The sequence below is a fragment of the Amycolatopsis aidingensis genome (assembly GCF_018885265.1).
GTDB lineage: Bacteria > Actinomycetota > Actinomycetes > Mycobacteriales > Pseudonocardiaceae > Amycolatopsis > Amycolatopsis aidingensis.
Genome location: NZ_CP076538.1, coordinates 1,132,646 through 1,146,407, shown reverse-complemented (window position 1 = coordinate 1,146,407; position 13,762 = coordinate 1,132,646). Strand labels below are relative to the sequence as shown.

At 72.3% G+C, this 13,762-nt stretch carries 10 protein-coding genes; 3 read left to right on the top strand and 7 right to left on the bottom strand.

Features of this window, described 5'->3' with window-relative positions:
• Positions 1-8: 8 nt before the first annotated feature.
• A complete protein-coding gene (locus KOI47_RS05575) occupies positions 9-1,544 on the bottom strand; it encodes an MFS transporter (protein ID WP_216214541.1) in 1,536 nt (511 codons plus the stop codon).
• Complete coding sequence (locus KOI47_RS05570; RefSeq protein ID WP_216214538.1) at positions 1,541-2,137, bottom strand: NADPH-dependent FMN reductase; 597 nt, start codon at positions 2,135-2,137, stop codon at positions 1,541-1,543. The genes KOI47_RS05575 and KOI47_RS05570 overlap by 4 nt, the downstream gene beginning before the upstream one ends.
• A 130-nt stretch (positions 2,138-2,267) precedes the next feature.
• Between KOI47_RS05570 and KOI47_RS05565 the strand changes: the two genes are divergently transcribed.
• Positions 2,268-5,453: a BTAD domain-containing putative transcriptional regulator gene (locus KOI47_RS05565; protein ID WP_232376557.1), complete on the top strand. Its 3,186-nt coding sequence runs from the start codon at positions 2,268-2,270 to the stop codon at positions 5,451-5,453.
• A 38-nt stretch (positions 5,454-5,491) separates the two neighbouring features.
• On the opposite strand, the gene KOI47_RS05560 is transcribed toward KOI47_RS05565, so the two are convergent.
• The 4 genes from KOI47_RS05560 to KOI47_RS05545 are packed head-to-tail and all read right to left on the bottom strand — an operon-like array spanning position 5,492 to position 9,446.
• Positions 5,492-6,664 carry an MFS transporter gene (locus KOI47_RS05560; protein ID WP_216214537.1) on the bottom strand — a complete coding sequence of 391 codons (1,173 nt, stop codon included), beginning with the start codon at positions 6,662-6,664 and terminating at the stop codon, positions 5,492-5,494.
• A 28-nt stretch (positions 6,665-6,692) separates the two neighbouring features.
• On the bottom strand, positions 6,693-7,109 hold the full coding sequence (locus tag KOI47_RS05555; protein ID WP_216214535.1) for a Dabb family protein: 417 nt from the start codon (positions 7,107-7,109) through the stop codon (positions 6,693-6,695).
• 35 nt (positions 7,110-7,144) lie between these two features.
• Positions 7,145-7,999 carry an NmrA family NAD(P)-binding protein gene (locus tag KOI47_RS05550; protein ID WP_216214533.1) on the bottom strand — a complete coding sequence of 285 codons (855 nt, stop codon included), beginning with the start codon at positions 7,997-7,999 and terminating at the stop codon, positions 7,145-7,147.
• A 28-nt stretch (positions 8,000-8,027) separates the two neighbouring features.
• Positions 8,028-9,446, bottom strand: a complete 1,419-nt coding sequence (locus KOI47_RS05545; RefSeq protein ID WP_216214531.1) for an MFS transporter — start codon at positions 9,444-9,446, stop codon at positions 8,028-8,030.
• 181 nt (positions 9,447-9,627) lie between these two features.
• Between KOI47_RS05545 and KOI47_RS05540 the strand changes: the two genes are divergently transcribed.
• The gene (locus KOI47_RS05540; protein ID WP_216214529.1) at positions 9,628-12,306 is read left to right on the top strand and encodes an ATP-binding protein; all 2,679 of its coding nucleotides are present in this window, start codon (positions 9,628-9,630) and stop codon (positions 12,304-12,306) included.
• Between the two features lie 211 nt (positions 12,307-12,517).
• Positions 12,518-12,661, top strand: coding sequence for a hypothetical protein (locus KOI47_RS05535; RefSeq protein ID WP_216214527.1), 144 nt, complete (start codon positions 12,518-12,520; stop codon positions 12,659-12,661).
• Between the two features lie 10 nt (positions 12,662-12,671).
• On the opposite strand, the gene KOI47_RS05530 is transcribed toward KOI47_RS05535, so the two are convergent.
• Entirely contained in the window at positions 12,672-13,661 is a 990-nt protein-coding gene (locus KOI47_RS05530; protein WP_216217112.1) for an aldo/keto reductase, read from the bottom strand.
• Positions 13,662-13,762 lie beyond the last annotated feature (101 nt).

The following is a 13,762-nucleotide window of genomic DNA, read 5'->3' as shown; positions in this document are numbered from 1 at the left end:
GGCCCGGCTCATCGATCGCGGGGGCCGGTCAGCGCCAGCGTCACGATGACGGCCAGCACTGCGGCGCTGAACAGGCCGGTGGCGGCGAACGCGTCGGCGAAGGCGGCACGGGCAACGTCGACCAGTTGCCCTGCCTGCTCCGGCGGGAGGCTTTGCGCGGCGGACCTCGCCGCGGCGACTCCCTCGCCTGCGGCGGTGGCCGCGTGCGCAGGGATGCCATCCGGTAGCGCACCGGCCAGGCTGGCGCCGTACACGGCGGTGACCACACTGCCCGCGACGGCCACGCCCACCGCGACACCCAGCTCGCCCGCGGTCTCCGACACCGCGGCCGCGGAGCCTGCCCGTGCCGGTGGCACGGATCCGACCACCAGGTCGGTGCTCAGCACGCCCACCGGCGCGACGCCGAACACCGCGATCGAGACCAGCGCGAGCACGACCGGCAGGCCGGTGCCAAGGTCGGTCGTGGCCACCAGCAGGCAGCTGACCAGCGCGATCAGCCCGACTCCGGCGAGGAACCCGCGCGCGCCGAACCGCCGGCCCAGCCGGGGCGCGAGCAGCGATGCGATCACCGACACCACGGCGATCGGCACCATCAGCAACCCCGCGTGCAGGGCGGACTCGCCCCGGACCAGCTGCAGGTACTGCGGCACCAGGAAGAACAGCCCGTTCACCGCGACCGTGCCGAGCAGCATCAGCGAGACGGCGGAGACGAACCTCCAGCGGACGAACAGCGTGACGTCCAGCAGCGGATCAGGCATCCTTCGCTGCCTGCGGACGAACACCCATCCGAAGCCGATCCCGGCAAGGGCCGCCAGCGCGGGCACCGTCCCCGCGCCGTGTGCGATGGTCTCCTTGACCCCGTACACCAGCGGCAGCATGGTCGCAAGCGACAGCGCCACGCTGATCAGGTCGATCCGGCTCCTGGCGCCGGGTTCCCGGTGCTCGGGCAGCAGCACCGGCCCGAGCGCGATCAGCAGCAGCATCACCGGCACGCCCAGCAGGAACACCGCGCCCCACCAGAAGTGCTCCAGCACCAGCCCGCCGATGACCGGCCCGGCCGCGACCCCGGCGGAGAAGGTGGTCATCCAGATCGCGATCGCGAACGAGCGCTGCCGCGCGTTCCGGAACATGGTGCTGATCAAGGCGAGCGTGGACGGCATCAACGTGGCCCCGGCGACGCCGAGCACCGCGCGGGCGGCGATCAGCAGCTCCGCGGTCGAGGCGAACGCGGCCAGCACCGAGGCCGCGGCGAACGCCGCCCCGCCGACCAGCAGCAGCCTGCGCCGTCCGATGCGGTCCCCGAGCGACCCCATGGTGAGCAGGAACCCGGCGATCAGGAACCCGTAGATGTCCAGGATCCACAGCTGCTGGGTGGCGCTCGGTGCCAGGTCGGCGGTGAGCTGGGGCGCGGCCAGGTACAGCACGCTGACGTCCAGTGCGAGCACAAGCAACGGCAGGGCGAGCAACGCGAGGCCGCACCACTCGCGCCTCCCGGCGAGGGGTGCGGCGTTCTCGTCGGTGGTCTCCTCCGTGCCGGCGCTCATTCCGCCGCCCCCGCCCGGAACGGGCGCCGCTCCCGCTGCCTGCGCAGCGCGTCGCCCCACCAGGACAGTTCGTCGAGCATGCCCCGCGCGGACTTCTCGTACAGCTCGGTATCGACCGGCGTGCCGTCGTCGCCGAAGCAGTCCGGATAGTTCGGGAAGGTCACGCTGGTCCGCACCGACACGGCATGCAACTCGTTGAACACCTGGCGCAGATGCTCGACCGCGCGCAGCCCGCCCGCGATCCCGCCGTAGCTGACGTAGCCGACCGGTTTGGCCTGCCACTCCGCGTAGAACCAGTCGATCGCGTTCTTCAGCGAAGCGGGGAAGCTGTGGTTGTACTCAGGGGTGACGACGACGAACGCATCGGCCTTGGCCAGCCACGGGGACAAGTCCCGGACCTGGCTGGGCACCTCGGTGGCGTCGTCGGCAGGAAGTACGTCCGGCAGCCACGCCTCGGCAAGGTCGATCATGTCGACCTTCAGGTCCGTACGAGCGCGGGCCTGCCCGGCGAACCACTCCGCGGCAGTGGGACAGAACCGGCCGGCCCGCGTGCTGCCGATGATCACCACGAGCCGCAGCTGTTCCTCGGTCATGCTCTCCTCCTCGGGTTGCCCGGATACGTGCTGGCCAGACTCCGGGGCCGGGGTTCGGATCCGGTTCGGGTTCACTTCGGAGGGCTTACGGTCCGGGGTCGCCGGCGTGGTCTCCGGTAACGTCGGGAAGGTGCGGTTTGCGGTGCTGGGCTCGGTGCGGCTGCGCACCGACCGGGGTGAACCGGTGCGGGTGCCCGAGCTGAAGGTCCGGCTGTTGCTCGCGCACCTGCTGCTGCACGTCGGCGAGCCGGTGTCGGTGGACCGGCTGATCGACCGGCTGTGGGGCGAGCGGATACCTGCGGACCCGAAGGCGTCCCTGCAGGCGAAGGTGTCCCAGCTGCGCCGCGTGCTCGCCGAGGCCGAGCCGGGCGGCAGGGACCTGGTGGTCGCCGAACCCCCGGGGTATCGGCTGCGGGTACCGGACACCGCACTGGACTCCGGCCGGTTCGCCGCACTACTGGAACGGGCAAGGGCCGAAGGCGACCCCAAGGCGAAGGCCGCGCTGCTGGACGACGCGCTGGCACTGTGGCGTGGGCCCGCGTTCGCCGACATCGCGGACTCGCCCGCGGCGCAACCGGTGATCACGCGCCTGCGGGATCAGTGGCTGACCGTGCAGGAGGAGCGCGCCGAGGCGCTGCTGGAACTGGGCGAGCACACGCTGGTCGCCGGTGAGCTGGAGGAGGTGGCGGGCGCGCATCCGCTGCGGGAGCGGCTGCGCGCGGCCCAGATCCGGGCCCTGTACCTCGCGGGACGGTCGAGCGAGGCGCTGGCCGTGTTCGAGGAGCTGCGCACCCGCCTGCGGGACGAGCTGGGGGCCGACCCCAGCCCGGAACTCGCCGAGTTGCACCGCGCCGTGCTGCGCCACAGCCCGGAGTTGCGGCCCGGCGAGCCGCGGCACGGTGTCCGGCGGCCGTTGCCCGCGTCGTTGACCGAGCTGGTGGGGCGGGACACGGACGCCCGGCGCGTGCGGGAGCTGCTGGAGCGGGCCCGGCTGGTCACCCTGGTCGGCATCGGCGGGGTCGGCAAGACCCGGCTGGCGCTGGCGGTGGCGCACGAGCTGGACGGGCAGTTGCCCGAGGGAGTCCGCTTCGTCGAGCTGGACCCCCTCCCTTCGACCGCAGCGGACACCGGCGCCGCGGCGGTGGCCGCGGTCGTCGAGCGGGTCGGCCAGGCCTTCGGCGCGCAGGCCGCGGCCAGCGCGGGCCACACCTCGGGCCGGGACACCGATCCGGCCGACCGGCTCGCCGCCGCCGCACGCTGCGTTCGAGGTCTGCTGGTGCTGGACAACTGCGAGCATGTGGCGGGGGCGGTGGCGGAGCTGGTGATTCGCTTGCTGGCCGCGGCGCCGGAGCTGCGGGTGCTGGCCACCAGCAGGGAGCCGCTGGAGGTGGGTGGCGAGGTCCTGCACGCGGTGGAACCCCTGCCGGAGGCCGAAGCGGTCCGGCTGTTCACCGAGCGGGCCGCCGCGGCCGACCCCGAATTCACCCTGGACGAACGGGCCACCGCCGAGGTGAGCGCGATCTGCGCGCGGCTGGACCACATCCCGCTGGCGCTGGAGCTGGCCGCGGCGCGGGTCCGCGGGCTGGGGCTGCGCGGGCTGGCGGAACGGCTGGACGACCGGTTCGCGGTGCTGTCCGGACGCCGCCGGGACGCACCGCAGCGGCAGCGGACCCTGCGTGCCGTGATCGACTGGAGCTGGGCCCTGCTCACCGGCGCGGAGCAGGCGGTGCTGCGGCGGCTTTCGGTGTGCAGCGGCGGCTGCACGCTGGACGCGGCCGAGGAGATCTGCGCGGGCGGGCCCGTGGTGGATCGGGCCGGGGTGCTGGACTCCTTGTCCCGGCTGGTCGACCGGTCGCTGGTGACCCGCACGGCGAACGGGCGCTACCGGATGCTGGACTCGGTCGCGGCGTATGCGCACGAGCGGCTCGCCGAAGCCGGCGAGCTGCACTCCGTGCGGCGGCGGCATCTCGCGTACTACCTGGAGCTGGCTGAGGTCGCCGCACCCCAGCTGCGCGGGCGGGAACAGCGTGCGTGGCTGGAACGGCTGGATGCCGAGTCGGCGAACCTGACCGCCGCGATGTGCAACGCCGAGCAGACGGACGAGGGCTTGCGCCTGGTGGACGCGCTGGCCTGGTTCTGGTTCCTGCGCGGAAGGCCGGACGAGGCGATCACCGCGGCCGATGTGATGCTCGCCGAGCCCGGCGGGGACCCGCGGCTGCGTGCCTCGGTGCGGGTCTGGCGCACCGGATTCGCCCGGTGGTCTCGCGGGGACGTCAGGTCCGAAGACGACGCGGACCTGCTGGCCGGATTCGCGCCTGGCAGCAACGAATCGGCGCGAGCCCGGTGGTTCCTCGCGTTCACGCATTGGGGTTTCGGGGACATCCGGATCGCGTCCGAATGGCTCGGCACCGCCTTGCGCACCTTCCGCAAAACCGGTGACGAGTGGGGCTGCGCCGCCGCGCTTGCCGTCCGGGCAGGCTACGCGGCTCTGCGCGACGACCTGACGGGAGCGGGGCGCGACGCCCGGCGCGCCGCTGACCTCTTCACCGACCTGGGTGACCGGTGGGGCCTGCTCCAGGCGCTGGACACCCTCGCGAGGGTCGCGGAGGTGGCGGGGGACTACCGGGAAGCGACCCGGCACCACGCGCAGGGACTGCGCATCGCCGAGGACCTCGAGCTGCGGCCGGAGATCGCGGGCAGGCTGGCTGGTCTTGGCATGATCATCATGCTGGCCGGTGACCTCGATACCGCGCAGGCGCAGCACGAGCGCGCCCGGCGACTGGCCGTCGAGCAGGGAAACACCATCCTGGCCGCGTTCGCCGAGTTCGGGCTCGCGCTCACCGCCCGCCGTCGCGACGACCTGGACACCGCGGAACGGCTGCTGTCGCCGTGGCTGGACGATCGTGATGCGCATGGTTTCGCGGCCCTGACCCCGCTGGCCGAACTGGGTTTCATCGCCGAGCTGCGCGGGGAGGGCGAGCGCGCGCGGCAACTGCACGAATCGTCCTACCGCACGGCCACGGCCTCCGGCGGCGGGCCGCGCGCGGTGGCGCTGGCGCTGGAGGGCCTGGCAGGCGCGTGGTCGTTGCTCGGGGAGCACGAGCGTGCCGCGGGCTTGCTCGGCGCGGCGGACGCGGCCCGCCGTGGCGTCGGGGCGCCCTTGCCGCCTGCCGAACGCGGCGACGTCGACCGAATCGGCGCGCGCCTCCGGGCCGCGCTCGGCGAGCAGCCCTTCGCGGACGCCTTCGCCGCCGGCGCGCAGCGCGACCCGGACGAGCTGGTCACCGGTCGTGGGTGTTTCTCCCGGCCGCGGTGAACCTGAGCCTGACTCTGTCAAGGTCAAGCTGAGAGCGGTCAGTCCCCCCGCGAGGTCCGCGTTCCGGCGACGGCGATGGCCGCGCCGACGACCATGGCGATCCCGGCCCAGGTGAAGGTTCCGCCGACACCGACGGCCTGGACCAGGGGTTGGGCGGCCAGCGGCGAGAGGAACTGGCCGAGGAAGATCCCGGCGACGAGTCCACTGAGGACACGGCCACGTCGGGCCGGCGGGGCGAGCTCGGACAGGCGCAGGGTGAGGTTGGGGACGGCGAGTCCGACGCCGGCACCGCCGACCAGCAACCCCGCCGCGGCACCGGAAACCGTGCCGGTGCCGCCGACCAGCAGCCAGCCCGCGCCGAGCAGCGCGATGCTGATCGTGGTGATCGCGGGGCTGCGCAGGCGCTTGCGCAGCGCGGGGAAACCGAGCGCGCCGAGGGTGCTGGTGAGCGTGCTCCCCGCGATGACGACACCCACGGTGCCCGGGCCGGTGCCGAGGCCCGCCAGCAGGAACGGCACCTGAGTCGGCGCCAGGTAGAACACCATCGTCGCGCCAAGGGCCAGGGCGTAGATCCCGAGCACGGGAGCGCTCGCCACTCGACCACGATCTGCGGCGACCCCGGCCGCCTCCCGTGGCCGGTCCCGCACGGCGAGGATCGCCGACAACGCGACCCCGGCCGCCAGGCTGTAGAGCCAGAACGGCACCCGCCAGTCGATGGTGGCGAGCGCCCCGGCCAGCGGCAGGAACACCACCCCGCCGAGGCTCGCGAAGGCCTGCTGTAGCCCGAGGAAGGACGCCCGCCGTTGCCCATCGAACCAGTCGGTGATCGTCGTGCTGACCGCCGTCATGACCCCGCCGATGGCGATGCCGAGCAGTGCCCTGGTCGCCAGCAACAGGTAGAGGTCCGCCACGAAGTACCCCGCGGTGCCGCTGACCGCGTACAGCAGGAGGCAGGACACCAGCAGCGGGCGGCGCCCGGCCCGGTCGGCGACCAGGCCGGACACCGGGGCGCTGATGGCGATCATCAGTGAGGTGATCGTCATCGCGAGCCGGACCAGCAGGGACGCCGCCGGCTCGGCGGCGAAGACCTGCTGCATCCTCGGGAGGCTGGGGGCGACGACGGCCGGCGCCATGATCGTCAAGGTGGCGGCGGCCAGGATCGTGCCGCGGGCGAGGACGGAAGGTACCGCGCGGTCGGTGTGCGTCGTCATGGCCATCCCGATCACTTCGTCGTGGTGTTCAGTTCGCGTGCTTGCCAGGCGCGGCGCTGCCGGTGTACTCGTCGAGACCGGCGACGAGCCCGGCGATGTCCGGTATGGCCTCGAACCGGCGGCGGTGGATCTCGGCGATCCGCGTGCCCATCTCCGGGTCCGGGTCGTCGGTGATGTCGAACGACACGAACTTCTCGACCAGTGGCAACCCGATCCGGTCGGTGTGCAGGTGCGCCGGGTGGTTCATGTACTCCTCGTAGCCCGCGATGTCCTCGATCACGAAGACGGCGCCGTACTCGTACTCCCCGCCGAAGTCGGGTCCGACGACGAACGAGGTGACGGACGGGATGACGCGGCCCTGGTTGCGCAGGCTCTCCAGCGCGGCCTCCCGGTCCTCCTCCGGGACGCCGGGCTTCAGGGTGATGCGAATGCCGTGGTAAATCATCGAACGGTCCTTCCTGTTGGAATCGGTTCTGGTTTTCACGCCGCGGTGAACGCGGCGGCGTAGTCGCGGGCGAACTCGGTCACGTCACGTGCCGGCTGCCCGGTGAGGTCGGCGACCGAGGTGGACACCTCGGCGGCCTCGCCCCTTGCGTAGTGGGCGTAGTCCTCGACGAGGCCCTCGAGCTGCCAGGTCGGCAGGACGCCGTTCAGTGCGGCGGTGAACTGCTCGGCGGAGGCCTCGTGGAAGGTGATGTCCCGCCCGGTGGCGGTGCCGAGCGCCTCGGCGATCTGCTCATGGGTCACCGCGCGCGGCCCGGTCAGCGAGTAGCTGTGGCCGGTGTGCCCCGCGCTGGTCAGCACGGCCGCGGCGGCCGCGGCGATATCCCTGGTGTCGATGGCACTGACCGCGGCGCCCCCGATCGGGGCTGCGAACCAGCCCTGCGCGATGCTGACTGCGAAACCGAGCAGCGCCTGCAGGTAGAGGTTGGGGCGCAGCACGGTGTGGTCGATGCCGAGTCCCCGGACGTGGGCTTCGACCTCGGCGTGCCAGCGCAGGAACCGCACCGGTGAGCCCGCGCGGGCCGCGTACTGCGAGAGCAGCACCAGCCGGCGCACCCCGGCTTCGCGGGCGAGGTCGGCGAACCGGATCTGGAGCTCGGCGGCGTCCTCGGCCGAGGGGCTGTTGAGGAAGACCGCGTCGACTCCCTTCAGCGCGGCGGCCACCGACTCCGGATCCCGCAGGTCGGCACCGACGGTCTCGGCGCCGGGGACGGGACGATGCGGATTGCGGGTAATCGCGCGGACGGTGACCCCACGGGCTTGCAGGGCCGGGACCAGTGCGGAGCCGACGGTCCCGGTCGCGCCGGTCACGAGCACGGTGGAGGTGTTCATGGTTGGTGTTTCCTTTCTTGGCAGTGAGTCAGCGCGCGCCGACGGCGGACGGGACGGGCTCGGTCCTGGTGGTACGGAAGAGCGCCAGTGCGAGTGCGATGAGGATGAGCGCGGCCTCGCCGAGGAACGCGGTGGTGAAGTCGATGTCCCCATGCGTCCCCGCGGCGCCGATGGCGATGCCGGCGAGTGCGGCGAGACCGACCGCGCCACCCAGCTGCTGTGCCGCGTTGATCAACCCGCTGAGCAGGCCGGACTCCCCGTCCGCGCTCTCCCGCACGCCCATCGCGGTGGCGTTCACGAGGCCGAGTCCGAGGCCGGTGCCGATCAGCAGGAACGCGCCGAGCAGGCTGAGCGAGAAGCCGCTCGTCGTCGGATCCCAGGTCAGCCACAGGAAGCCGGTGAGCAGCACCAGGAGGCCGGCCGGCAGCGCGTGGGCCAGCCCCATGCGCTTGGCCAGCAGCGGCGCGAGACCGGCGCCTACGATGATCATGGTGGCGATCGGGATCTGCGCCATCCCTGCCTCCAGCGGGCTCATCCCGAGCACCTCCTGCTGGTACTGGGGCAGGAAGAAGAAGAGACCGGTCAGCGAACCGCCGATCAGGAAAACCACCACGTTCGCGGTGACCACCGGCCGCCTCCGGAAGACACCCAGCGGGACCAGGGGGTGTGCGGACCGGCGCTCGACGAGCACGAACGCGGCCAGGCCCGCCAGGCTGATCGCGAGGCCGGTGAGCGTGCCGGGCGCGCCCCAGCCTGCCTCGGCTGCGGAGACCATGCCGAGCGCGAGCGCGGAGACCCCCAGGGTGATGATGGCGGCGCCGAGCGCGTCGAACCGGCCGGGCCTGCCAGGGGCCCGCGGCGCCGAGCGCCACACGATGACCGCCCCGATGACGCCGAACGGCACCGGAGTCAGGAACACCGACTGCCAGCCCAGCATCTCGGTCAGCGTTCCACCGAGGAAGACGCCGACCAGGCTGCCCGCACCCGAGACGGCGCCCCAGATGCCCATCGCACGGGAGCGTTCCGCAGGCGACCGGTAGAGGGCGAGCACGAGCGAGAGCGCGGCCGGTAGCACAACCGCGGCCCCGATTCCCTGCGCGATCCGCCCGGCGATCAACATCCCGCCGCTGGTCGCCAGCGCGCAGCAGACCGATGCCGCGAGGTAGCCGGCCATGCCGGCCAGGAAGACCTTCCGGCCGCCGAGCACGTCGGCGAGCCTGCCGCCGAGCAGCAGCAGGCCCGCGAAGGCCACCAGATAGCTGTCCACCACGACCGTGAGCTCGGCGGCCGAGATGCCGAGGCCCTCGCGGATGGTCGACCCGGCGAGGTTGACCATCGCGCTGTCTAGAATGACCAGGAACATGGCGGCCGCCAGGCCGCCCATCGCCAGCCCGCGTGGTGCCTGCGGGCGGTCGAGCACCGCGGTGGGCGCGGTTTCGTTACTCATGGTGCCGTCCTTCTCGGTGGATGGCTTGCCGGCCCGCTCCGGGAGTGACGAGGGGCCGCGTCACACCACGACAATCGCGTGCGCATGCCCCCACTCGCGTCGGTGACAATCACCTAGGTTCCGCGGGCACCGGGCGTGGGCGGTGTGCCGAGGTGCCGGGACCTCCCCTATGGTTCGCACCATGTCCTCGGCGTTCTCCCGCCCGCTCGTCGGCAGGCACGACGAGATCGCCAGCCTCGTCGCCCTCGTCGGCGGCGCGGAACGGGGCGCCGGTGGCGTGCTCGTCCTGCGCGGCGAACCGGGCATCGGCAAGAGCGCGCTGCTGGACCACGCCGAGCGGGCGGCGCCGGAGCGGTTCCAGCTCATCCGGGCTTCCGGGTCGGAGTTCGAGGGCGAGCTGGCGTTCGCCGCGCTGCACCAGCTGTGCGTACCGGTACTGGGACATCTCGACGCCCTTTCCGACCCCTACCGCGACTCTTTGCTGGTCGCGTTCGGACTGGCCGACGGCGCGCCGGACCCGTTCCGGGTCGGCCTCGCCGTGCTCGAGCTGCTGGCGACCGCGACCGCGGAAGGCCCGCTGTTGTGCCTTGTCGACGACGCGCACTGGATGGACGCCGCCTCGGCGCGGGCGCTGACCTTCGTGGCGCGACGGATCGCGGCGGAGCCGATCGCGATGGTGTTCGCGGCCCGCGACTCCGATGCCGCCGGTGGGCTGGACGAACTGCCCGGCCTGACGGTCGGCGGCCTGAGCGAGGCGCATGCGCGCGCGTTGCTCGCCGAGGAGAAGACCCTGACGCTCGACGAGCGGGTGCGTGATCGCGTGCTCGCCGAGGCACGCGGAAACCCGCTGGCCCTGATCGAGTTGCCGAAGGCGGGTGGCTTCGCGCTGCCCACGCCGTCGCCGGTCGCGAGCCGGATCGAGCGCAGCTTCCAGGCCAGGACGGCGGAACTGCCCCAGGACGCGCGGCTGCTGCTGACTCTCGCCAGCGCTGATCCCACCGGTGACCCGGGGCTACTGTGGACGGCCGCACAGCGGCTGGACATCGACGTTTCCGCCGCCAGCGCCGCCGCCGAGTCCTCCGGACTGGTGCGGTTGGACACCCGCGTCCGGTTCTGCCACCCGCTGGCCCGCTCGGCCACCTACCGCGCGGCCGCGCCGGAGCGGCGGCACGCGGCGCATCGGGCACTGGCCGAGGCCACCGACCCGGTTGCCGCACCGGACCGGCGGGCCTGGCACCACGCCCAGGCCACCACCGGGCCGGATGAGCAGGTCGCGGCGGAGCTGGAGTCATCCGCCTCGCGTGCGCAGGCACGTGGCGGTGTGGCGGCGGCCGCCGCTTTCCTCGAACGTGCGGCCGCGCTGTCGCTCGACCCCGGCAAGCAGACCGAGCGCACCCTGGCGGCCGCGCGGGCCACGCTCGAAGCCGGTGAGCCGGAAGCGGCGGCGGACCTGCTGGCCAGCATCGACACCGAGACACTCGAGCAGCTCCAGCACGCATCCGTGGACCTGCTGCGCGGGCAGATCGCCTTCGCCGAAGGCGCGGACGGGGTCACCAGGGGGCCGGAACTCATCCTGCGGGCGGCGCAACGGCTCGGCACCAGTGATCCGCGACGGTCGCGCGAGTACTTCGTGGCGGCGCTGGAGATGGGGCTGCTCGTCGGGCGGGCCGTCGGGGTGCTGGACCGGGTACTGGCGGCGGCCCGCTCGGCCCCGCAGGCGGCGGAACCACCGGATCTGCTCGACGCACTGATCGTGTTGACCACCGAGGGTCACCAGGCCGGCGTGCCTGCGCTGCGGCGGGTGCTCACCGGCGGCGGCGCGGGCTGGACCAGCGCGCCGGCGCTGGCCACGGTGCTCGCGGGCGAGCTGTGGGACCTCGACCTGCACGCCACGATCGTCGACTGGCTGATGCGGACCGGCCGGGACACCGGATCCCCGATGACCATCCGGCTCGGCCTGTCGCAGGTGGCCATCGGCGCGGTGTTCACCGGCGACTTCGGGCAGGCGATGGCCGCGATCGCCGAGGAGGAGGCGATCGCCGACGCCCTCGGCGACGCGCCACAGCTGTACTCCAGACTGCACCTTGCGGCGATGCGTGGCCGCCGCCAGGAGGCGTTCGACCTGTTCGCCGGGGTGGCAGGCCGGGGCAGCGGTCATTCGAACGCGAACGTGCACTGGGCAGCGGCCCTGCTGCACAACGGCCTCGCCGAGTACCAGGACGCGCTGGCGGCGGCCACCAGGGCCGTGGCAGGCAACGACCTCTACGTCACCGGTATCGGGCTGCCCGAGCTGGTGGAGGCCGCGGTCCGGTGCGGCGAGCTGGCCACCGCGGAGTCGGCACTGGAGTCCCTGCTCGAGCGCACCGAACCCGCGGGAACCGACTACGCCCTCGGCGTCGCGGCCGGCGCGCGGGCGCTGGTCGGCGGCCGGGAAGCCGACTACCGGGAGGCCATCGAGCGGCTGGCGGGCAGCCGGATGGCACCGGATCTCGCGCGGGCACACCTGCGGTACGGGGAGTGGCTACGCCGCGCAGGCCGCCGTCGCGACGCCCGCGAGCACCTGCGCACCGCACACGAGCAGCTGTCGGAGATCGGGCTCGAGGCGTTCGCCCAGCGGGCCGCGGACGAGCTGCGCGCGACCGGGGAGGTGGCCCGCAGCCGCTCCGAGCACACCTACGAGCGCCTGACCATGCAGGAAATGCATATCGCGCGCCAGGTCGCCGCCGGTGCGACCTCGAAGGAGGTCGCCGGGCACCTGTTCCTCAGCCCGCGCACCATAGATGCCCACCTGCGCAACATCTTCCGCAAGCTCGGCATCACCTCCCGCAGGCAGCTCAAGGACATCCCCGACCTCGGCTGACGCAACCCCTCCCGCAGCGAGTGCCCTGAACGTGGCTTTCCGGACGCTCACCGTCGCGAACGGCACATCCGAGACGTCTGACGTCTCGAAAGCCACGTTCAGGACTTGATGCGGCACTAGGTGGCTGCTGCCGACGCGAAGGGCGCCGAGGTCGCGCGACCGTGTCCGGAGACACCCGGAGCCCGCCGCTCCGGTACCGGAAAGGTTGCGAATGATCTTCTCAGTTCATGTCCACACTGGAGAGTCATGGAACGGGGACCCGGTGCTCGCCGACCGCGACGGCATGCGGGCCGCCCTGCACGAATCCCTCACCGCGTGGCTCGGCCACCGCAGGAAGGCGGCGGAGCACCTGTGACCGCCGGACGTCACACCGGGGACGGGTTCAGCCGCGCAAAACCTTCCTGGCGCCGGTAGGGAAAGTACGGATAGGGCGCGGTTCTGGTGCTGACGGCGTCGAGCCTCGCGGCCTGATCGGCGCTCAGTTCCCAGCCGGTGGCGCCGAGGTTCTGGCGGAGTTGCGCCTCGTTCCGGGCACCGATGATGACCGATGCGACCGTCGGTCGTCGCAGCAGCCAGTTGATCGCGATCTGCGGGATGCTCTTGCCGGTCTCCTCGGCGATCTCGTCGAGGACGTCGACCACACGGAAGAGGTGTTCGTCGTCCACCGGCGGGCCGTAGTCGGCGGTCTGATGCAGACGACTGCCCGGCGGGAGGGGTTGACCACGCCGTACCTTGCCGGTGAGTCGCCCCCAGCCGAGCGGGCTCCAGACCAGCGCGCCGACGCCCTGGTCGAGTCCGAGTGGCATCAGCTCCCACTCGTAGTCACGGCCGACCAGCGAGTAGTAGACCTGATGGGCGACGTAGCGCGGGAAACCGTGCCGCTCGGCGATCCCGAGGGACTTCATCAACTGCCAGCCGGCGAAGTTGGAGACACCGACGTAGCGGATCTTGCCTGCCCGCACGAGATCGTCGAGCGTGGACAGCACCTCCCCGATCGGCGTAGCGGCATCGAACGCATGCAGCTGGAACAGATCGAGGTAGTCGGTTCCGAGTCGCCGCAGCGCGTCGTTACACGCATTGATCAGGCGCGCACGGGAAGAGCCCGCATCGCCGGGTCCGTCCCCCATCGGCAAGCCGGCCTTGGTGGACAGGATCACCTGGTCCCGGCGCCCCTTGACCGCTTCCCCCAGCACCTCCTCCGACGCGCCCGCGGAGTAGACGTCGGCGGTGTCGAACATGGTGACACCGGCGTCCAGGCAGATGTCGACAAGGCGACGTGCTTCGTCGGCATCCGTGTTTCCCCAGGCACCGAAAAGCGGGCCCCGGCCGGCGAAGGTCCCTGCGCCGAGGCTCAGGGGCGGGGACCTGCAGCCCGGATGCGCCCAAGTGTCTGAACTCCATCGAACACCTCACTAATGGTTCTATAGTTCCGTTAGCTCGGACGGTGGCATGCAAG